The 21,452-nt window shown below is 63.6% G+C and carries 18 protein-coding genes; 12 read left to right on the forward strand and 6 right to left on the reverse strand.

Going from position 1 to position 21,452, the window contains the following annotated elements; all coding sequences use genetic code 11:
• The first annotated feature begins 76 nt into the window (after positions 1–76).
• The 5 genes from ACPPVP_RS12745 to ACPPVP_RS12765 all read left to right on the forward strand — a co-directional run bounded on the left by ACPPVP_RS12745 (position 77) and on the right by ACPPVP_RS12765 (position 7,663).
• Positions 77–1,552 carry a 1-acyl-sn-glycerol-3-phosphate acyltransferase gene (locus tag ACPPVP_RS12745; protein WP_426534649.1) on the forward strand — a complete coding sequence of 492 codons (1,476 nt, stop codon included), beginning with the start codon at positions 77–79 and terminating at the stop codon, positions 1,550–1,552.
• A gap of 277 nt (positions 1,553–1,829) precedes the next feature.
• A complete protein-coding gene (locus tag ACPPVP_RS12750; protein ID WP_426534651.1) occupies positions 1,830–2,591 on the forward strand; it encodes an SDR family NAD(P)-dependent oxidoreductase in 762 nt (253 codons plus the stop codon).
• A 154-nt stretch (positions 2,592–2,745) separates the two neighbouring features.
• On the forward strand, positions 2,746–3,582 hold the full coding sequence (locus ACPPVP_RS12755) for an enoyl-CoA hydratase family protein (protein WP_426534653.1): 837 nt from the start codon (positions 2,746–2,748) through the stop codon (positions 3,580–3,582).
• 288 nt (positions 3,583–3,870) lie between these two features.
• On the forward strand, positions 3,871–6,219 hold the full coding sequence (locus ACPPVP_RS12760) for a bifunctional salicylyl-CoA 5-hydroxylase/oxidoreductase (protein ID WP_426534655.1): 2,349 nt from the start codon (positions 3,871–3,873) through the stop codon (positions 6,217–6,219).
• A 190-nt stretch (positions 6,220–6,409) separates the two neighbouring features.
• Entirely contained in the window at positions 6,410–7,663 is a 1,254-nt protein-coding gene (locus tag ACPPVP_RS12765) for a flavin-dependent oxidoreductase (RefSeq protein ID WP_426534657.1), read from the forward strand.
• Between the two features lie 149 nt (positions 7,664–7,812).
• Here the strand turns inward: ACPPVP_RS12765 and ACPPVP_RS12770 are convergent, their stop codons facing one another.
• Positions 7,813–8,268, reverse strand: coding sequence for a cupin domain-containing protein (locus ACPPVP_RS12770; protein ID WP_426534659.1), 456 nt, complete (start codon positions 8,266–8,268; stop codon positions 7,813–7,815).
• 22 nt (positions 8,269–8,290) lie between these two features.
• Entirely contained in the window at positions 8,291–9,466 is a 1,176-nt protein-coding gene (locus ACPPVP_RS12775; protein WP_426534661.1) for an ABC transporter substrate-binding protein, read from the reverse strand.
• Positions 9,467–9,680: 214 nt separating this feature from the next.
• Here ACPPVP_RS12775 and ACPPVP_RS12780 point away from each other — a divergent pair, with 214 nt between their 5' ends.
• A complete protein-coding gene (locus ACPPVP_RS12780) occupies positions 9,681–10,175 on the forward strand; it encodes a MarR family winged helix-turn-helix transcriptional regulator (protein ID WP_212423895.1) in 495 nt (164 codons plus the stop codon).
• An 8-nt stretch (positions 10,176–10,183) separates the two neighbouring features.
• Here the strand turns inward: ACPPVP_RS12780 and ACPPVP_RS12785 are convergent, their stop codons facing one another.
• Entirely contained in the window at positions 10,184–11,203 is a 1,020-nt protein-coding gene (locus ACPPVP_RS12785; RefSeq protein ID WP_426534663.1) for an AraC family transcriptional regulator, read from the reverse strand.
• Positions 11,204–11,453: 250 nt separating this feature from the next.
• Here ACPPVP_RS12785 and ACPPVP_RS12790 point away from each other — a divergent pair, with 250 nt between their 5' ends.
• From ACPPVP_RS12790 to ACPPVP_RS12805, 4 genes are all read left to right on the forward strand, one after another.
• Entirely contained in the window at positions 11,454–11,903 is a 450-nt protein-coding gene (locus ACPPVP_RS12790; RefSeq protein ID WP_426534665.1) for a cupin domain-containing protein, read from the forward strand.
• An 84-nt stretch (positions 11,904–11,987) separates the two neighbouring features.
• Positions 11,988–13,478: a flavin-containing monooxygenase gene (locus ACPPVP_RS12795; RefSeq protein ID WP_426534666.1), complete on the forward strand. Its 1,491-nt coding sequence runs from the start codon at positions 11,988–11,990 to the stop codon at positions 13,476–13,478.
• 179 nt (positions 13,479–13,657) lie between these two features.
• Positions 13,658–15,343, forward strand: a complete 1,686-nt coding sequence (locus tag ACPPVP_RS12800) for a benzoate-CoA ligase family protein (RefSeq protein ID WP_426534669.1) — start codon at positions 13,658–13,660, stop codon at positions 15,341–15,343.
• A 19-nt stretch (positions 15,344–15,362) separates the two neighbouring features.
• Positions 15,363–15,827 (forward strand): RidA family protein, encoded by a 465-nt coding sequence (locus ACPPVP_RS12805; RefSeq protein ID WP_426534671.1) that lies wholly within the window; start codon positions 15,363–15,365, stop codon positions 15,825–15,827.
• Positions 15,828–15,843: 16 nt separating this feature from the next.
• Here the strand turns inward: ACPPVP_RS12805 and kynA are convergent, their stop codons facing one another.
• Complete coding sequence (kynA, locus tag ACPPVP_RS12810) at positions 15,844–16,683, reverse strand: tryptophan 2,3-dioxygenase (protein WP_426534673.1); 840 nt, start codon at positions 16,681–16,683, stop codon at positions 15,844–15,846.
• Positions 16,680–17,873, reverse strand: coding sequence for a kynureninase (gene kynU, locus ACPPVP_RS12815; protein ID WP_426534675.1), 1,194 nt, complete (start codon positions 17,871–17,873; stop codon positions 16,680–16,682). Before kynU ends, kynA begins: the two co-directional genes overlap by 4 nt.
• 160 nt (positions 17,874–18,033) lie before the next feature.
• Between kynU and ACPPVP_RS12820 the strand changes: the two genes are divergently transcribed.
• Positions 18,034–18,861, forward strand: coding sequence for an alpha/beta hydrolase (locus tag ACPPVP_RS12820; RefSeq protein ID WP_426534677.1), 828 nt, complete (start codon positions 18,034–18,036; stop codon positions 18,859–18,861).
• A gap of 52 nt (positions 18,862–18,913) precedes the next feature.
• Here ACPPVP_RS12820 and ACPPVP_RS12825 read toward each other — a convergent pair whose 3' ends face one another.
• On the reverse strand, positions 18,914–20,434 hold the full coding sequence (locus tag ACPPVP_RS12825; RefSeq protein WP_426534679.1) for a mannitol dehydrogenase family protein: 1,521 nt from the start codon (positions 20,432–20,434) through the stop codon (positions 18,914–18,916).
• Between the two features lie 122 nt (positions 20,435–20,556).
• Between ACPPVP_RS12825 and ACPPVP_RS12830 the strand changes: the two genes are divergently transcribed.
• Positions 20,557–21,294, forward strand: coding sequence for a FadR/GntR family transcriptional regulator (locus tag ACPPVP_RS12830; RefSeq protein WP_426534681.1), 738 nt, complete (start codon positions 20,557–20,559; stop codon positions 21,292–21,294).
• The last annotated feature ends 158 nt before the right edge of the window (positions 21,295–21,452 follow it).

Raw genomic sequence — 21,452 nt, forward strand, 5'->3', positions numbered from 1 at the left:
GTCACAACGGAGTTCCAGACCGTATCGTGACGTTGCGGAGCGGCAACGCGCGGCGTTGCGGGATCGGGGTCTTTGCATGGGGTCGCAGGTAAGCTTGCCGCTCTGGGTCGTCGTCCTGATGGCGATCTTCGCGATCTCGGCGGCGCTGGATCGCATCCTCATTCCCAGCGTACGCTGGGCGCTGCGCCGGCGCGCCAATCGTGCGATCGAGGAGCTCAACACCAAGCTGAAGCTTCGCATCCAGCCCTTCAAGCTGACCGCGCGCCAGGTGCTGATCGATCGCCTGGTGTTCGATCCGCAAGTGCTGCGGGCGGCCGAGGAGTACTCGGCCGAAGCCGGCGTGCCGAACGAAGTCGCGATGGAAAAGGTGCGGCGCTACGCCCGCGAGATCGTTCCGGCGTTCAGCGCCTACGCCTATTTTCGCGTCGGGACGCGGATCGCGCGGGCCGTTTCCCATATGCTTTACCGGGTGCGGATCGGCGTCCGCAACGACGAGGCGCTGGCCGCCGTCGATCCCGCCTCGTCGGTGATCTTCGTCATCAATCATCGCTCAAACATGGATTACGTGCTGGTGACCTATGTCGCCTCGACCTCCTCGGCGCTGAGCTACGCCGTCGGCGAATGGGCCAAGGTCTGGGGCCTCAGCAGTTTGATCCGCTCGATGGGCGCCTATTTCATCGCGCGAGATTCCGGCGAGGCGCTCTATCGCAAGGTGCTGTCGCGCTATGTTCATATGGCGACAGCGGCGGGCGTCACGCAGGCGATTTTCCCGGAGGGCGGGCTCAGCCGCGACGGCAAGCTGCGGCCGCCGAAATTCGGGCTGTTGAGTTACATGGTGGCGGACTTCGATCCGCACGGCCCGCGCGACGTGGTGTTCATCCCGGTCGCCGTCAATTACGACCGCGTGCTGGAAGACCGCATGCTGACCTCGGCGGCCAATACCGAGCCGGGGAAGAAGCCGGTGTTCGGCTTCAACGCGGCTACGTTTGCGCGGCATTTCTTGCGCCATCTCTGGCTGGCCATGCGCGGCGAGTGGTATCGCTTCGGATATACCTGCGTCAGTTTTGGCGTGCCGGTGTCGCTGCGAAATTATGTCGAGGCAAGGAAGATCGATTTTCGTGTACTCGCAGCCGAGCCGCGCCGCGTCGAGGTCGAAAGGCTCGGCAACGAATTGATGGAGGCGGTTGGCCGCGTGGTGCCGGCGTTGCCGGTCTCGCTGGTCGCAAGCGCCATGCTGGAGGCCGGCGACCAGCCGCTGACGCTGTTCGAAATCAAGGGCCGCGTCTCAACCTTGATCGGCGAACTCGAACGGCTCGGAAGCTATGTTCACATCCCGCGCGCCGACCGCGACTACGCCATCTCCGTCGGCCTGCGGATGCTGGCGCTGCGCCATCTGGTGATCGAGGCCGACGACACCTGGCGCGCCAACCCGAACGAGCGCGTGCTGTTGCAGTATTACGCGAACGCGGTCGTGCATCTGTTCGAGGGCAGTGAGACGAATGACGGCGGCGATGTCGCTGCGCAGTGGACGGAGAGAGTTGCTCCTCCGTAGTCCGTAGGGTGGGCAAAGGAGCGCAGCGACGTGCCCACCATCCATGCCGCGTGCGCGATGGTGGGCACGCTTCGCTTTGCCCACCCTACGAGCTGTCATCCCCGCGCATGCGGGTATCCAGTATTCCAGAGGCCGTGGTGATTGAGCCGAGAGGCCGCGGCGTACTGGATCCCCCGCCTTCGCGGGGGACGACAAGTTCTTGCGGGGCAGGTGTCTCGGATTGCAAAAGCTTGAAGTTTAAAATATATGCTGAACCATCCTCCTGGAGGCCCAACCGATGTCCCCATTGTCGCGTTCCTCCCATGCGCTCGTCACCGGCGGCGGGCGGGGCATTGGGCTAGCGATATCGGCGGCGCTGTCGAAAGCGGGCGCGACGGTAACCGTTCTCGGCCGCAACCGCGCGACGCTGGAGGAAGCTATTGCATCCGGCGCGGCGCAGTTCGCAGCCGTCGCCGACGTCGCCGATCAGGCCTCGGTCAAATCAGCCATTGCGGAAGCCGCCGCGCGGCAACCGATCGACTTCCTCGTTGCCAATGCCGGCGCAGCCGAGTCTGCGCCGTTTGGCCGCTCCGATGCGGCGTTGTTCCAGCGGATGATGGACGTCAATTTCATGGGCGTGGTCCACGCCACGCAGGCGGTATTGCCTGGAATGGTCGAGCGCCGCCACGGGCGGATCGTTGCCGTCGCGTCCACGGCCGGCCTCAAGGGCTACGCCTACGTCTCAGCCTACAGCGCGGCGAAACATGCCGTCATCGGCCTCGTCCGCTCGCTGGCGTTGGAAACCGCAAAGAGCGGCGTTACCGTCAACGCCGTCTGCCCCGGCTTCACCGAAACCGATCTGCTGGAAGGTTCGATCGACAACATCATCAAGAAGACCGGCCGCAGCCGCGAGCAGGCCATTGCGGAACTGTCGAAACACAATCCGCAGGGACGCCTCGTGGCGCCATCGGAAGTGGCTGATGCTGTGCTTTGGCTCTGCGGCGAGGGCGCCGGCGCCATCACGGGTCAAGCCATCGCGGTAGCGGGCGGTGAAGTCTGAAGAGTGAGAAAGCCAGTTTGAAGCCGTCATTGCGAGCGAAGCGAAGCAATCCATCTTGCAGCGTAGGAAGAATGGATTGCTTCGTCGCGTCGCTCCGCTGTGCAAACGCTTCGCGTTTGTCACAGGCAATGACAAACGACACAAGGGAGATCCCATGAGCAAACCCGCCAATCCCGTCACGTTGCCGCTGATCGATTATTCGCCGAAGCATTTCCTGCTGGCCGTCGTCGATCGCGTCGCCACCGTGACGCTCAATCGTCCCGAGCGAAAGAATCCACTGACCTTCGAAAGCTACCGCGAACTCACCGATTTCTTCCGCGCCTGCGCGATGGATGACGAGGTCAAGACCATCGTCGTGACCGGCGCGGGCGGCAACTTCTCCTCCGGCGGCGACGTGTTCGAGATCATCGGTCCCTTGATCCAGATGGACACCAAGGGACTAACCGCGTTTACCCGGATGACCGGCGACCTCGTGAAGGCGATGCGGGCCTGCCCGCAGCCGATCGTCGCCGCCATCGAGGGCATCTGCGCCGGCGCGGGTGCGATCGTCGCGATGGCATCCGACCTGCGTCTGGCCGCCACCGGCGCCAAGGTCGCGTTCCTGTTCAACAAGGTCGGCCTCGCCGGCTGCGACATGGGCGCCTGCGCAATCCTGCCGCGCATCATCGGCCAGTCGCGGGCCTCGGAACTGCTCTACACCGGCCGCTTCATGACCGCGGAGGAGGGCGAACGCTGGGGTTTCTTCAGCCGCATCGTCACCCCGGACGCGGTGCTGTCGCAGGCACAGCTGATGGCCAAGCAGATTTCCGACGGGCCTACCTTCGCCAACACCATGACCAAGCGTATGCTGGCGATGGAATGGGCGATGTCGGTGGAAGAGGCGATTGAGGCCGAAGCGGTAGCCCAGGCGCTCTGCATGACCACGGAAGATTTCGGCCGCGCCTTCGAGGCGTTCTCGAACAAGCGGACCCCGGTGTTTGAGGGGAACTGAGGATCGTAGGACGGTAGCCCGGGTGAGCGCCAGCGATACCCGGGACCGCTGTCCCCCCTATCGCTTCGCTCATGCGGGCTACGAACTACGAACCTCTATCCCCTCATGGTGAGGAGGCGCGTTAGCGCCGTCTCGAACCATGGGGCCCGTGGCCATCCTTCGAGACGCGGCCAATTGGCCGTTCCTCAGGATGGGGTCGGGGGTGGGGGCAACAGGGCTTGCTCCAAAATTGTTTTAGGCTTAAAGTAATTCCCGAACTAGCCCGATAGCCTGTTTCGGAGGCGGTAGATGAAGATCGCGATTATCGGCGGCGGACCGGCCGGTCTCTATGCCGCGATCCTCCTGAAAAAACAGCGGCCCCAGGCCGAGATCACGGTCTATGAGCGCAACCGCGCCGACGACACCTTTGGCTTCGGCGTGGTGTTCTCCGACGCGACGCTGGACAATTTCGAGAAATACGATCCGCCGAGCTATCGCCGCATCACCCAGGAATTCGCCTATTGGGACGATATCGCCGTGCATTTCCGCGGCACCGTCCACCGCGTCGGCGGCAACGGCTTTTGCGGCTGCTCGCGCCGGACGTTGCTCTTGATCCTGCAGGAGCGCGCCCGCGAACTCGGCGTGACGATCCTGTTTGAAACCGATATCGATGACGAAGCGCGATTTGCCGATGCTGATCTGATCGTGCTCGCCGACGGCATCAACAGCCGCTTCCGCGACAAGCACATCGATCATTTCCAGCCGCAGATCGACCTGCGCTCCAACAAGTTCGCGTGGATGGGCTCGACCAAGCCGCTCGACGCCTTCACCTTCATCTTTCAGGAGACGGAGTGGGGGCCGTTTATCGCGCATGCCTATCAATACGAGACCGGCCGCTCGACCTGGATTTTCGAGACCGATGCCGAAACCTTCCAGCGCGCCGGGCTCGAAGGCCTGAGCGAGCAGCAGTCCGCCGATCGGATGGCCGAGATTTTCGGCTGGTTCCTCGACGGCCACCCCTTGCTGATCAACCGCTCGATGTGGCGCAATTTCCCGATGATCCGCAGCCAGCGCTGGGTCAAGGACAACATGGTGTTGCTTGGCGACGCCAAGGCGACCGCGCATTTCTCGATCGGCTCCGGCACCAAGCTCGCGATGGAAGACGCGATCGCGCTCGCCGACGCCATGGCGCAGGCTCCGACGGTCGAAGGCGCATTGCAGACCTACGAGCATGGCCGGCGCGAGGAGGTCGAGAAGATCCAGCATGCGGCCGACGTGTCGCTGGTCTGGTTCGAACATGTCGACCGCTTCTGGGATTTCGATCCCGTGCAGTTCGCGTTCGGGGTCATGACCCGCGCCAAGGCGATCACCTACGATAATCTGACGCTGCGGGCACCCGAGTTCGTCCGCGAGGTCGACACGGCCTTTGCGAAGCAGGTCCGTTCAAAAGGCTTCGACGTCGATATCGACCAGCCCACGGCGCCGATGTTCCAGCCGCTCAAGCTGCGCGAGATGGAAGTCGCAAACCGCGCGGTGGTGTCGCCGATGTGCATGTACTCGGCGAAAGAGGGCGTGCCCGGCGATTTCCATCTGGTGCATTACGGCTCGCGCGCGATCGGCGGCGCCGGGCTGATCTTCACGGAGATGACCTGCGTCGGCCGCGACGCCCGCATCACGCCCGGCTGTACTGGTCTGTGGAACGATGAGCAGCAGGCTGTGTGGACGCGCATCGTCGATTTCGTCCACGCCAACTCGGCGGCAAAGATCTGCCTGCAGCTGGGACACGCCGGCCGCAAGGGCGCGACCAAGTTGATGTGGGATGGCATGGACCGGCCACTGGAGCAGGGCGGCTGGGACACGATCTCGGCGTCGCCATTGCCTTACTTCCCCGACAGCCAGGTGCCGCGCGAGATGGATCGCGCCGCGATGGACCGCGTCAAGCAGGAGTTCGTGGCCGCAGCGCTGCGCGGCGAGGCCTGCGGCTTCGACATGCTGGAGCTGCACTGCGCTCACGGCTATCTGCTGGCGAGTTTTATTTCGCCGCTGACCAACACGCGCACCGACGAATACGGAGGCTCGCTCGCCAACCGGCTGCGCTATCCGCTGGAAGTGTTCACGGCGGTGCGCGCGGCGTGGCCGGGGCACAAGCCGATGTCGGTGCGCATTTCCGCCACCGACTGGGTCGCGGGCGGCATCACCGGCGACGACGCGGTGGCGGTCGCACGCGCGTTCGGCGAGGCCGGCGTCGATCTGGTCGATGTCTCCACGGGCCAGACCGTGCGGGACGCGCAGCCGATCTACGGCCGGATGTTCCAGACGCCATTCTCCGATCAGGTTCGCAACGAAGCCCGGGTCGCGACCATGTGCGTCGGGAACATCACCACCGCAGATCAGGTCAACACCATCCTGGCCGCGGGACGAGCCGACCTCGTCGCGCTCGCCCGGCCACATCTGGTCGATCCGTCGTTTACGATGCGGGCGGCGGCCTGGTATGGCGCCGATATCGCCTGTCCGCCGCAATATCTGCCGGGCAAGGAGCAGATCTTCCGCAACAGCGTGCGCGACCGCCAGGATTTCGAGGACCTCAAAATTAAGGGTAAGCCGAAAACCCGCGCCGAGCTGAAAGCCGAGGCGACAAAGCCGCTTGCAGCCGAATAGGCCGGATGGCAGGCTCTAACTGCTCCCTCGCCCCGCTCTTGCGGGGAGAGGGGTGGGGTGAGGGGCTCTCTCGGCGAGCTGTGAACGCGGTGAGTGCGGTACCCCCTCACCCGGATCGCATCTATCGATGCGGTCCGACCTCTCCCCGCAAGCGGGGCGAGGTTGAAGAAGAGAGAGTGGAGTAACGCTGATGAAAGCAATCATTGTCGGAGGCGGCATCGGAGGCCTTACCACTGCGCTGATGTTGCGCGCGCGTGGCATCGATTGCGAATTGTTCGAACAGTCCGATACCATCCGCGAGCTCGGCGTCGGCATCAACACGCTGCCGCACGCGATCCGTGAACTAGCGGGCCTCGGTCTGCTCGACCGGCTGGATGCCGCCGCCGTACGCACCGACCAATTATATTATCTCAACCGCCACGGCCAGGAAGTCTGGCGCGAGCCGCGCGGGCTCGATGCCGGCCACGACGTGCCGCAATTCTCGGTTCATCGCGGCCGCCTGCAAAGCGTGATCCATCGCGCCGTCGAGGAGCGGCTCGGGCCTGAGGCTATCCACACCGGCTGCCGTCTCGGCGCGTTCGCGCAGCACGAGGGCGGCGTGGTTGCGCACTTCTTCGATCGCACCGGCGCCCATGTCAAAACCGCGCGCGGCGATATCCTGATCGGCGCCGACGGCATTCATTCGCGGGTGCGCGAGACGCTGTTTCCGGACGAGGGGCCGCCGTGCTGGAACGGCCTGATGCTGTGGCGCGGCGCGCGCGACTGGCCGGCGTTCCTGACCGGCCGTTCGATGATCGTGGCCGGCGGACTGAATGCCAAGGTCGTGGTTTATCCGATCGCGGAAGGATCGAGCCCCGCCAGCCGGCTGACCAATTGGGCGGTGTTGGTGAAGATCGGCGAGAGCAATTCACTGCCGCCGCGCCGCGAGGACTGGTCACGGCCCGGCAAGCGCGAGGAGCTGATGCCGCACGTCGAGCGGTTCTCGGTGCCCCATGTCGACGTGCGCAGCCTGATCTCGGCGACGCCGGAATTCTACGAGTATCCGTGCTGCGACCGCGATCCGCTGCCGTACTGGACCTGGGGCCGGGTGACGCTGCTCGGCGACGCCGCGCATCCGATGTATCCGGTCGGCTCCAACGGCGCGTCGCAGGCGATCCTCGATGCCCGCGCGTTGGCCGATGAATTGGCGCGAGCTGAGCATCCGCGCCAGGCGCTGGTGGCCTATGAACAAAAGCGTCTTCCGATGACGGCGGAGATCGTGCGCTCGAACCGGCGCGGCGGCCCCGAGGGCGTGATCGACGCGGTCGAGCAACTGGCACCTGACGGATTTACCGATATCGAGAAGGTGCTGAGCCACGCCCAGCGCGAGGCGATCGTGCGCGGCTACGCCTCCAAGGCCGGCTTCGCGCCGCCGCCGCTGGGATTAGCGGCGGTGCGGGCGTAGACGAGGTCCTCGTCCTGAGGAGACCGCGAAGCGGTCGTCTCGAAGGATGGCCGCGGGCAAGATCGAGGCCTCATGTTTCGCCCGGCGATGCGAAGCATCGTCCGGAGACGGCGCTGAAGAAGCGCCTCCTCACCATGAGGATCGGCTGCTCACGCGCCCGGAGGCGGCGGCAGGAAGTGGATGTTGTGCTCGGCGGCCAGCGCCACCACCGCGTCCGGCTTCTGCTCCTTCATGTTGTGGATCGCCCAGAACAGATCGTAGAGCCGCCGCGTCGGCGAGACCCAGAACAGCGTCTTCGCCGTGCGGCCGGACTTGTTGAAGATGCCGTGCGGCTTGCCCATCGGCAGCCGCACCAGATCGCCCGGCGTGGCCTGTGTCTCGGCGCCGTCGAGGAAGAAATCGAGCTGGCCCTCCAGGATGTAGAGATATTCATCCTGGTCGGGATGGATGTGCGGCGGCACGAAGGTCTCGGGCGGGAACGTCGCATGCCATGAGAAGGAATGCTCGGTGACGTGTTTCGGCACATAGGTCTGGCCGAGGATGTTCCAGGAGATTCCCTGCATGCCTTCATTGGCGCGGGTGATGCCGGCGATTTCGGTTTTCATGGTGTTGCTCCCTCTCAATTAATTATTTGCCTGCCGTGCAATCCTTGGCGTAGCGATCGCCATAGTTCGAAAACACCTTTTCGACGATCTCGGTCTGGAATTTTCCGTCCGGACGCTTCGCGACCTTGGTCAGATAGAAATTCTGGATCGGATAGCCGTTGACGTTGAACTTGAAGTCACCGCGCAGCGAGGTGAATTCGGCCTTTTTCAGCGCGGCCGACACCGCATCCTTGTTCTTGAGGTCGCCCTTGACCGCCTTCACCGCGCTGTCGATCAGCAAGGCCGTATCGTATCCCTGCATGGCGTAGGTGCCGGGGACGCTGTTGTAGGCGGCCTCGTAGCTGGCGACGAACTTCTTGCTCTGCGGATTGTCCATGTCGGGCGCCCAGTTGGCGCCGCCGAACATGCCGACGGCAGCATCCTGCTGCGCGGGCAGGGTGGATTCATCGACGGTGAAGGCTGACAGCACCGGGATCTTGTCGGCAAGGCCGGCCTGCCGGTACTGCTTGACGAGGCCGACGCCCATGCCGCCCGGCATGAAGGTGAACAGCGCATCGACCTTGGAAGAGGAAATCTTGGTCAGCTCGACCTGGAAATCCAGCGTGCCGAGCGGCGTATAGCTTTCCTCGGCGATTTCGCCCTTGTAGTCGAGCTTGAATCCGGCCGCGGAATCCTTGCCGGCCTGATAGTTCGGCACCAGAACATACATGCGCTTGTAGCCGCGGTCCTGGGCGACCTTGCCGAGGATCTCGTGCACCTGATCGTTCTGGTAGGAGGTGACGTAGAAGAACGGGCTGCATTCCTTGCCGGCGTAGCTCGATGGCCCCGCGTTCGGGCTGATCAGGAACGTCTTGTTCTCGGTCACCGGCCGGTGAATCGCTTGCAGGATGTTGGAGAAAATCGGCCCAACGACGAAATCGACCTTCTCACGTTCGAGCAGGCCCTTGGCCTTGGTCACGGCGCCATCGGGCTTGAGTTCGTCGTCGACGACGACGACCTCGACGTCCTTGCCGGCCATCTTGCCGCCGAGGTCCTTGACCGCGAGTTGAAAACCGTCGCGGGCCTGCTGGCCGAGCACGGCAGCCGGTCCCGAAAGCGTCACGATGATGCCGACCTTGATCTTCTCCTGCGCGGCGGCCGGAGTGGCGACAACACCCAGCAACACGGCAAATCCGCTCAGCTTCAACGACGGCTTCATGATTATCCTCCGTTCGGCCTCTGCGGCCGAAAAACTTGACGCCACACAAAATGCTCGGATTGCAGCTTATTCTGACCGTGACGGCACCTGCAAGCACAACGCATCCATGCAAGCCATGCGCCAATTACTTGAAACCTAAAGAAATCTGGGCAATGATCCGCGACCTGCGCTCTGTTCGGATCACCGAACGCCCAAGCCGGACAATATTTGCATCATGATCCTCGATTCAGAGACCAAGGCCGTCGAACTCCCGGAGCATCATGGCGACGAACTCAGGCTGTGGCTTCGCCTCTTGACCTGCACGACGCTGATCGAGGGTGAGGTGCGCAGCCGGTTGCGCGAGCGCTTCGACGTCACGCTGCCGCGGTTCGACCTGATGGCTCAGCTCGACAAGGTGCCGGAGGGCATGACGCTGTCGGATGTCTCCAAGCGGATGATGGTTTCGAACGGCAACGTCACCGGGCTGGTCGAGCGCCTCGTCGAGTCCGGGCATCTCGACCGCCGCACGTCGGATGCCGACCGCCGCGTGCAGGTGATCCGCCTGACCAAGGCCGGCCGCGCCGAATTTCGCAAGATGGCGGCGGAGCACGAATTGTGGATTGCCGATGTCTTCGGCGACCTGACGCCAAAGGACGTCCGTGAGCTGATGCGCCTGCTGGCCAAGACCAAGGCGTCGGCGCAGAAATCCGCGAAAGCGCGAACGGGCTGAGGCTGGCGCTAGTTCATCGCGCGCAAGGTCGCCGAAGGCCTCTCCCCGAACTTCGCGCGGTAGGCGCTCGCCATCCGGCTGAGATGGGTAAATCCAAGCTCGAATGCGATATCGGTGATGCTGTCGTCAGGGGAGGCGGCGGCCAATCTGACGTTGAGATGCGCGAGCCGGATGTCGCGCAGCATCTCCGAGATCGAGGTTCCGAAATGCCGCTGGAAGCCGAGCTGCAGCGCGCGGATGCCCGTGCCTGCGGCCGTGGCAAGCTGCTCAAGATCGAGCGGCTCGTCTGCATGCGCATACAGGAATTCGTGCGCCCGCCGCAACGACTGCGGCAGCGCTTCCGCCCGGCCGCCAAATCGCTCGATCGCATCGCTGGCGCTGTGGTGCTGGCCGTGGAGGAAGGCGCCCAGCAGCGTCTCGCGTGCATTCGCCGCCGCCATCGGCGAAAGCGGCCGTTGCGGTCCGAGCCGTTCGGCGAGTTCGATGAGCTCCAGAATTTGCGACTGAAGCGTCCGGCCGCCTGTGGAGGAGAGATCGATCGCGGGCTCGAACTCGACCGCGCCCGTGGGCCGGCCAGACAGCGCCGCGGCCCGTTGTTCCAGCAGGCGGCGCTCGACCAGCAGAATGAGCTGGGCGCAATTGCCCTGCCAGGTCATTCGCGTGGGAATCGTCGGCGACAACAGCGAAGCGCTGACGCCGGGAGCGGTTGTGACGTCCCGCGCCGCCGTTTGGATCCGCGACGAACCGTGCACGGGGATCTGCAGCAGGAAGAAACGCTCGAGACAACCGGGGTCGATCGACACCGATCCGCCATAAGCGACGTAGTTGACAGAGAAGCCGCCAAAGACCGCGCAGTTATGGAGCGCGAAGAATTCAGGAGACGATCGCGCGGTGGGCTTCAATTCATGCGGGCAGAAGATGCGGCCGACCGCATCGGCGGCAGCATCGACGCTGTCGGTCGATACGCGGTTGAACGCCGCCAGCCGGACGGCGGGGTCATGCTGGGGAACGCTGGTAGCCCTCGCCACGGCCCGGTCCTTTGCATTTATTTGAAGCCTATAATATCGGCGAAGTCCGCTATTGGAAAGGCGATTTGTTGGCGTTCGCCTGCCTGATCCGGAGGCAAGAGCCGTCTTTTCGCGCCGCAACAATCGGAAAAATTTCTGTCCGCGGCCGACGGATTCGTTTTCTGGCTAGACGGTCGGGCCGCCGGGCCGCAGCCTGCGCGAACGCGTTCGACACCAAGAACCACCAACCGCGACAGAGGAGCAGGCGACCATGGCAGCACTCGAGAAAGGCATCACCACGAATGGCACGGGCTACGGCGGCAAGAGCTGGAATATTCTCGGTCAGGTCTACTTCCCCAAGGCCGTGACCGATTCCACCTTTGCCTTCGAGACCAACAGCGAGCCCGGCCAGTTCGTGCCGGTGCACATTCATCCAACGCAGGATGAGTTCATCCTGGTGCAGGAAGGTGTACTGGATCTCAAGCTCGACGGCGTCTGGGTGCAGGCCAAGGCCGGCGATCTGGTTCGCCTGCCGCGCGGCATTCCGCATGGCTACTTCAATAAATCCGACAAGCCGGCGCGCGCGCTGTTCTGGGTGTCGCCGATGCAGAAGCTCGAAGCGCTGTTCAACCAGCTCCACAATCTGACGGACCCAGCGGAAGTGGTTCGGATCTCGGCGCAGCACGAGGTGGATTTCTTGCCGCCCGAGGCCAACGAATAGCGCCGCAACCGCCGAGCAACTGTGCCGGAAATCACAACGCGTTGAGCCCTCGGTTCTGGGGCCGATCCCTGCTGGAGAATTGTCATGGTCAGGCAAAAACAGGTTTGCATCATTGGCGCCGGTGTATCGGGGCTTGCAGCCGCAAAGGCCTTCGCCGCACGCGGACATCGGATCACGATCATCGAGCGTAGCGGCGATCTCGGCGGGGTCTGGGAGCCGGCGCGGTCCTATCCCGAGGTGCAAACGCAAAGCCCGAAGGATCTCTATCGTTACACCGACAAGGCGATGCCGGATTCCTATCCGGAATGGCCGAAGGGACCCCAGGTCCACGCCTATCTCATCGAGTACGCCAAGGACAATAATCTCCTCGGCGCCATCAGCTTCAACACTTCCGTGGTGCAGATGGATCGTCGGCCCGATTCCGCGCCCGGCTGGCGGCTCGAGGTGCGGGGGCCGGATGGCGGTATCCGTCACGAGGATTTTGATTTCGTCGCTGTTTGTACCGGGCAGTTCAACGAGCCCCAGACGCTCACTCTACCGGGCGAGGAATCCTTCAAGGCGCAGGGCGGCCGCATCCTGCACTCCTCACAGTACAACGATCCTGTCATCGCCAAAGGCCGCAGAATCGTCGTGCTCGGCGGTTCGAAGTCGGCGACGGACATTGCAGTCAATGCGGTCAATTCCGGCGCGGCCGAAGTCACGCTGGTGTACCGCGAGCCGGTGTGGCGGATTCCCTATTTCATCGGCGGCCTGGTCAATTTCAAACGCATTCTCTACATCCGCGCGCAGGAGGAGATGTTCCGAAGCTGGGGCATCGGCGCGATGTCGCGGTTCGCGCATGCGGTCGCAAAGCCGTTGGTCTGGGCCAACTGGCGCGGGCTGGAGAGCCTGCTGAAAGTTCAGCTCAAGCTCGGCAAATGCGACATGGTGCCGAAAGAGCGGATCGAGGGTGGCATCAATTGTGCTGTGCCGATCGCCACGCCAGGATTCTTTCCGATGGTCGCCGATGGCCGCATTAAGGCTATCAGAGGCAGCTTCGATCGCTACGACGGCAATTCCATTGTGATGACCGGCGGGCAGCGCGTCCAGGCCGACGTCGCCGTGCTCGCGATCGGCTACAAACTGGGGGTGCCGTTCCTGCCGCAGGCGTACCGCGACAGACTGGTCGAGCCCGACGGGCAGTACCGGCTATATCGGCTGATCGCCAATCCGGACCTGCCCGAGATGGGATTCGTCGGTTTCAATTCCAGCTTCTGCACGGTGCTGTGCGCCGACCTCGCGGCGAACTGGCTGGTGCGCTACGCCGATGGCCAGCTCGCCCGTCAGCCGACGCCCAGGGAAATGCAGGACAACATCGAGATGATGCTGCATTTCAAGCGGGTCGAGCGTCCGGCGGCTGGCGTCTATGGCGGGCTGTGCGTCGCGCCCTACCATTTCAAGCATTTTGACGAGTTGATGTCGGATATCGGCGTGTCCGGGCGCCGGTCGAACCCGCTGGTGGAGAAATTTACCCCGCCCGATGCCGCGGCCTATGGCCGCTTCCTGGCCGCGGCGCCGGCCTACCGCGCAGCCTGACAGGTTCCCTTGGCCTGCCGCCGTCAGGCTAGTTTCGGCGGCAGGGAGGTGTGATTCCCCATGATTCCGCACTTGCGAAAAATTGTTTTAAGCCTAAAATGATTTGCGAGACGGCGTTGCCGGGCGTCCTCGATATTGATCTCGAGCCTTTCATTGCTGGAAAGCGAGGGGAGATGAAAATGTCAGGTAGAACTCCCAGCCAACCTCTTGGCCCGTCAGGCCATGTCGACGACTTTGCGCGGCAAAACCTGCCTTCGTCCGACCAATGGCCGGACCTGCTGCTCGACCGGCCGGAGTTTCAATACCCGGAATATCTCAATGCCGCGGTCGAACTGACCGACCGTATCGTCGAAAGAGGCTGGGGCGATCGGATCGCGCTGATCGGCAACGGCCGCCAGCGCACCTACAAGGAACTGGCCGACTGGTCCAACCGCCTCGCGCACGCGCTGGTGGAGAACTACGGCGTCAAGCCCGGCAACCGCGTCCTGATCCGTTCCGGCAACAATCCGGCGCTGGTCGCGGCATGGCTCGCGGCCACCAAGGCAGGCGCGGTCGTCGTCAACACCATGCCGATGCTGCGCGCCGGCGAACTCGGCAAGATTATCGACAAGGCCGAGATTGCGCTGGCGCTGACCGACAGCCGCATCGCCGACGAACTGGTCGCATGCGCAAAGACCAGCCGCTTTCTCAAGCAGGTCGTGAATTTCGACGGCACGTCCAACCATGATGCCGAACTTGACCGTGTGGCGCTCAACAAGCCCGTGAAGTTCGACGCCGTGAAGACGGGACGCGACGACGTCGCCCTGCTGGGATTTACCTCGGGCACCACGGGCGAACCCAAGGCGACGATGCATTTCCATCGCGACCTCATGATCGTGGCGGACGGCTACGCCAGGGAAGTCCTCAACGTCACCGAGGACGACGTTTTCGTAGGTTCCCCGCCGCTGGCCTTTACGTTCGGGCTCGGCGGGCTCGCGATCTTCCCGTTGCGGTTCGGTGCGACCGCAACATTGTTGGAAAACGCGTCGCCGCCCGAAATGGTCAAGATCATCGAGACCTACAAGGCAACGATCTGCTTCACCTCGCCGACCGCGTATCGCGCGATGATGGCCGCGATGGACAAGGGAGCCGATCTGTCGTCACTGCGGATCGCGGTATCCGCCGGCGAAACCTTGCCCGCGCCGGTGTTCGAAAACTGGACCCGCAAGACCGGCAAGACCATTCTCGACGGCATCGGCTCGACCGAGCTGCTGCACATCTTCATCACCAACCGCGTCGGTGACGCCGTCGCCGGGACGACAGGGCTGCCGGTTTCCGGTTATGAGGCAAAGGTCGTCGACGACGACATGAACGAATTGCCTGATGGCACCGTCGGCAAGCTTGCGGTGCGCGGGCCGACCGGATGCCGCTATCTCGCCGACAAGAGGCAATCGAACTATGTGCGCGATGGCTGGAACCTGACGGGCGATTCGTTCGTTCGCGATGCGACCGGCCGGCTGTCCTTTGTCGCCCGCTCGGACGACATGATCGTGTCTTCCGGCTACAACATCGCAGGCCCTGAGGTCGAAGCCGCGCTGCTGTCGCATCCTGTCGTCGCCGAATGCGGCGTGGTTGGCGCCCCCGACGAGGCGCGCGGCATGATCGTCAAGGCCTATGTCGTTCTGACGGGTGGCGCCAAGGGCGATGCCGCGCTGACGCAGGCGTTGCAGGATCACGTCAAACAGGCCATTGCGCCGTACAAATATCCGCGTGCGATCGAATATGTCGCGCAACTGCCGAAGACCGAAACCGGCAAGCTGAGGCGCTTTGCGCTGAGGCAGATGGCTGCGGGCGGCCCGGCGTTGCCGAGCATCGCCGCGGAATAACGCTTAAACCTGATGGAGAATGCCGGTGACCGCGCCCAAAGGCCCCACGCTGAGTGTGGTGCCTAACCCCAAGACCGACACCTCGGCGTCGGGCCCGCAAGTGCTGCAGCCGAGCGGCTGGCCGATGCCGAAAGGCTATGCCAACGGCATGGCGGCCGACGGCCGGCTTGTGGTGACCGGCGGCGTGATCGGCTGGGATACGCAAGGGCATCTGGAACCCGATTTTGTTGCGCAGGTGCGCCAGACGCTGAGCAACATTGCCGCTATCCTCGCCGAGGGCGGCGCCGGCCCTGAGCATCTCGTGCGCCTGACCTGGTATGTCGTCGACATCGAGGAATATCTCGCGAGCCTGAAAGAGCTCGGCCGCGTCTATCGCGAGATTTTTGGCGCGCATTATCCGGCGATGGCGCTGGTGCAGGTGGTGCGCCTGGTCGAGACGGCGGCGCGCGTCGAGATCGAAGCTACCGCCGTGGTGCCGCGCTGAAGCCCGCCTTTCGGGACTAGAGCTCTGTTCTCAGCTTCCACAGTTCCGGAAAAAGTTCGACCTCGAGCATCTTGCGCAAGTAGGAGACGCCCGACGTACCGCCGGTTCCGCGCTTCAGGCCGATGATCCGCTCGACTGTCGTGACGTGGTTGAAGCGCCAGCGGCGGAAATAGTCTTCGAAATCAACCAGCTTTTCCGCAAGCTCGTAGAGCATCCAGTGTTTCGCCGGCGACGCATAGACGGTCTTCCAGGCCGCCAGAACCTCGTCGTTTGGCGTGCGCTTGACGCGCCAGTCGGTTCGGCGTGCGTCGTCGCCGATGTCAAAACCATTGCGCGCCAGGAGCAGCAGCGCCTCGTCATAGAGGCCCGGCTCAGCGAGAATTTCCTCGAGCTTTGCGGTGATGTCGGGGCGGTGGGCGTGCGGGCCAAGCAGCGCCAGATTGCGATTGCCGGCGAGAAACTCGATCGCGCGGTACTGGTATGACTGGAAACCCGAGGACTGCCCGAGCTGATCGCGAAACTCGGTGTACTCGCTGGGCGTCATCGTCCGCAACACGTCCCAGGCGGTATTGAGCTGCTCGAAGATCCGGGCGATGCGCGACAGCATCTTGAAGGCGGGCTGCAACTGGTCGTGATGGATCGCCTTGATGGCGGAACGGAGTTCGTGGATGGCGAGCTTCATCCAGAGTTCGGAAGTCTGGTGCTGGATAATGAACAGCAGTTCGTCATGCGCGTCCGAGAGCGGCTCCTGCGCGTCCAGCAGGCGTTCCAAATGCAGATAATCGCTGTAGGACATGCGCCCGTCGAACGACATCTGGGCTCCTTCGCGCGAGACGTCGTCGGGCTTGCCGGTCATGTCACGAGCGCCTTCTTGCGGTATTCCGCGCTATCCCAGCGGCGATTGGTCAGGACGTCGGCGAGGATTTCGACTGCAGCGTGAACCTCCCCTTCTCCGATGTAGAGCGGCGTGAAGCCGAAGCGCATCATGTCCGGCGCGCGGAAGTCGCCGATCACGTCGCGCGCGATCAGCGCCTGCATGATCGCGTAGCCATCCGGGTGACGAAACGAAACCTGGCTGCCGCGCTGCTCTCCGTCCCGCGGCGAAGCCAGCGTCAGCTTGGGACAGCGTGCTTCGACTTCGCGGATGAACAGGTCGGCGAGCGCGATCGATGCATGGCGCACGTCGGTGATGCTGACGTCGTCCCAGACGTCGAGGGCGGCGTCGAGCGCGGCCATCGCAATGATCGGGGGCGTACCGACCCGCATTCGCTCGATGCCGGGCCCGGCCCGATAGTCGAGGTCAAAGGCAAAGGGCGCGTCATGGCCCATCCAGCCGGAAAGCGCCGGCCGCGCTGTATCGGCGTGCTTCGGCGCCACATAGATGAAGGCCGGCGCGCCAGGACCGGCATTGAGATATTTGTAGGTGCAGCCGACGGCGAAATCGGCCTCAGTACCTTCCAGGTCGACCGGAATCGCACCCGCGGAATGCGCCAGATCCCAGACCGTCAGCGCGCCGGCGGCGTGCGCCTTGCGTGTCAGCGCGCGCATGTCGTGCAGCCGGCCGGTGCGATAGTCGACCTCGGTCAGCATCAGAACCGCGATCGTCTCGTCGATGGCGGCTTCGACGTCTTCGGGGGCCACGACCTTCAATTCGTAGCCACGGTCGAGCGATTCAATCAGGCCGCTGGCGACGTAGAGATCGGAAGGAAAGTTGCCGGTGTCCGACAAGACCACGCGCCGCGACGGATTGAGTTCGAGCGCAGAAGCCAGCGCCTGGTAGACTTTGATGGACAGCGTATCGCCGACCACCACCGTCCCGTCGGCCGCGCCGATCAACCGCCCGATGCGGTCGCCGATGCGTCGTGGTTGTGTCATCCACCCGGCGACGTTCCAGCCCTTGATGAGGTGCTTGCCCCATTCCTCCGATATCATGCGGCCGACGCGATTGGCGGCTGCAACGGGCAGGGGACCGAGCGAATTGCCGTCCAGATAGATCACGCCATCCGGGATGGCGAACCGGGATTTCGTTCGCGTGAAATCGGTCATGTCTTTCCCTGGTCCGGCCCCCTGGAATTATTCGCGCGGACATCGATTATTTCAAGCTTAAAATTTATGGCGGGAGGTGCGCTTCTCGGTGTACGCTGATTGCCTGCGGGCATCGATCGGACATCCGCTCGGCCCACAGAATCGAATGGAAGCGAACCTCGTGATTTTTCATCAGATTTCCGACTGGAGCGACGCCTATGCGAACGCTCCGAACATTCCGGGCGGCGAACGCTGGCCGGCGGCGTGGGTGCAGCCCGCGCAGGCCTATCGCGACGCACTTCGATCAAGCGGTCGCGCGACGCTCGATATCAGCTATGGCGAGGGCGCGCGAAACCGCTTCGATCTCTTTGCGCCGGAAGGCCGGCCAAAGGGCCTGGTCGTCTTCGTCCATGGTGGATTCTGGAAGGCGCTCGACAAGAGCTTTTGGTCGCATCTCGCGCGTGGATCGGTTGAAAGCGGCTATGCAGTGGCGATGCCGTCCTACACGCTGTGCCCGAGCGTGCGCATCTCCGAGATCACGCGCGAAATTGCGGCGGCCGTCGCGCGCGCCGCCGCGATGGTCGAGGGCCCGCTTTTTCTGACCGGCCATTCGGCCGGCGGGCATCTGGTGACACGCATGATTTCGGCGACGTCGCCGCTCCCGGACGATGTCCGGGCGCGCATCAGCCACACCGTCTCCATTTCCGGCCTCCATGACCTTCGTCCGCTGATGAAGACCGCCATGAATACGGAGTTGCGGATCGACCAGGCCGAGGCACGCGTGGAAAGCCCCGCATTGCTTGAGCCGATGCCGGATGCGCGGGTTACGTGCTGGGTGGGCAGCGTCGAGCGCCCGGAATTCGTCCGCCAGAACGCGCTCCTCGCCAACGTCTGGACCGGGATCGGCGCGAAAACCTGCGTCATCGAGGAACCTGGCCGGCATCATTTCGATGTCATCGACGGGCTCGCCGATCCCGACCACCAGCTCACCAGGACGTTGTTGTCCTAAATTTCCGAAATAAACGGCGGTCGCGGTGTGGCGCCACCGGCTGACCTGCCAATCATGCTGGCTGGAACGTCTGCACCGTCTGCCGTGCACCCAGGGCATAAAGTTTTGAGAGCGCCCCGGTGACGGCGCTGCGCATGCGGGGATCGGCACCCAACGCGCCGAAAATCGAGTGCACCTCTAGCAGTGCGGGAGCAAGGCGCTCCGCATATGGGCCGGCGCGCTCGGCAATCTCAAACAGTTCCCTGGCAAGCGGATCGCGCACATCTATGGCGCGTCCCTGTTCGTCCTTTGCGGTGACGTAGCGCATCCAGCCCGCGACCGCGAGCGCATGCATGTCGATCGAAAGGCCCAGCCGCAGCCGGTCCTGAATGGTGGCAAGCAGCCGCTGCGGCAGTTTCTGCGAACCGTCCATCGCGATCTGCCAGGTGCGGTGATGCAGGGCGGGATTAGAAAAGCGCTGCAGCAGCGACGCGCCATAGGCGGCAATATCGGTGCCCTCAGGCATCGTTAGCGTCGGCGCCGCGTCGTGCATGATTTGTCGTGCAAGCACTGCGAAGCGAACGTCAGTCATGGTGGAGGCGATGGTCTCATGGCCGGCGAGATAGCCGAGATAGGCCAGCGCCGAGTGACTGGCGTTGAGCAGCCGCAGTTTCATGTGCTCGAACGGCGTCACATCCGAAACCATTTGCACGCCTGCAGCCGCGAAATCCGGCCTTCCGGCCGGAAAGCGATCTTCGACGATCCATTGTGTGAAGGGCTCCGTCACCACCGGCCACGCGTCGGTCATGCCGAGCGCGGACGAAATCTCTGCCCGGTCGAGGTCGGTGGTTTCTGGCACGATCCGGTCCACCATGGTGGAAGGGAAGGCCACCTCGGCTTCGATCCATTTGGCGAGATTGCGCGATCGCAAAGCGGCGAACTGCGTCACGATCCGCCCTACCGTATGGCCATTGGCGGAGAGATTGTCGCAGGACAGAACGGTGAAGGGGGCAGCACCCGCAATCCGCCGGCGCGCCAGCGCGGCGACGAGAAATCCGATGGCCGAACGCGGTGTGCCCGGATTTTGCAGGTCATGAACGATGTCGGGATGATGCTCGTCCAGGTCGCCGGTTTGCGGCGTGTGGCAATAGCCCTTCTCGGTGACCGTCAGCGAGACGATGCGTGTGTCCGGATGGGTGAGCCGCGCGATCAAAGGGGCGGGTTTCTCGTTGGCAACTTCGCATGCGAGAACCGAGCCGATGATCCGGTGATCGGTGCCCGCACCGGAACGAACGGCCAGGGTGTAAAGGCAATCCTGCGGCGCGAGGGCGTCGCGCGTGTCCGGACTGCGCAGGCTGGCCCCGATAATTCCCCAGTCCGTCGCGCCACCCGCGAGCAGGTCGTCGATCACTACGGCCTGGTGTGCCCGGTGGAAGGCGCCAATTCCGAGGTGAACGATGCCTGGCGTTACGGCCGAGCGGTCATACGCCGGACGCCTGATATGGCCGGGAAGCCGATCAAGGCTGGCATTCGAGAGGCGGAAATCGCCCTCTTTTGGTCCGGAAACATGATTTTTCGGCGTTTCGCTTGACATGGGAGGCTCGATCTATCAATCCTTGGTCAATTGGTAAGGCCAATATTGCCGATTTATTGGCCTTGACCCGATCAAAGCAAGAAAAATCGATCACGTAAGGGGATCGTCAGGGAGAGCCGAGCGTGCCGCTCGAAGCCGTGGAAGCGCGACGTCTTTATCGCCAGGTTGCCGATCAGCTCCGCGCCTTGATCGACAGCGGCGAATACCGCGTGGGCAGCCGGCTTCCGACCGAGCGCGATCTTGCCGAGCAGTTGAAGGTATCGCGGCCGACCGTGCGCGAAGCGCTGATCGCGCTCGAAGTCGAGGGCCGGGTTCGGATTCGCGTCGGCTCCGGAATTTACGTCAGCGAGCCGGCGGCGCTGGCGCCGCTTTTGCCGGCGGCGGCCGAGATCGAAGGCCCGTTCGAGTTGCTCCGCGCGCGCGAATTCCTCGAAGGCGCCATCGCCGAACAGGCGGCTGGGGTCGCGACCTCCGAAGACATTGCGCGCATCGATGCGTCGCTGGAAGCGATGGCTACCGTGCAGCATCCCGGCGAAGCCTCGATGGTCCATGACCGCGCGTTTCATGTCGCTGTCGCCGGGTGCCTCGACAACGCCGTGCTGGTCCGTGTGGTCGGCGAGTTGTTTGACCAGCGGCTCAATCCCTACTTCGCCAAGCTCGCGCACTATTTCGAGAACCCGCAATCCTGGAGCTCGGCACTGGCCGAGCACCGCGCGATCCGCGATGCCATTGTCGCGCGCGATCCCGACGCGGCCCGCGTGACGATGCGCGAGCACCTGGCGCGTTCGCAGGCCCGCTTTGCGCAAAATTTCGGGACGGAAGCTTCGTCCGCCTCCCGCGTTCGCGCAAGGAGCGGTTGAACGACCGAGAAAACGACCAAGAATTCGAACGGTCCGACGCAATGCCGGGCCGGTTGGGTAACAAAAGCAAATTGTAGCAAGGGAGGAATTCACGTGTTCAAGAAATTGACGATTGCATTTGCGGCGTCTGCTGCGCTGTTGGCCGCGACCACGTCGGG

It is taken from the genome of Bradyrhizobium sp. McL0615 (assembly GCF_049993905.1).
Taxonomy (GTDB): Bacteria; Pseudomonadota; Alphaproteobacteria; order Rhizobiales; family Xanthobacteraceae; genus Bradyrhizobium.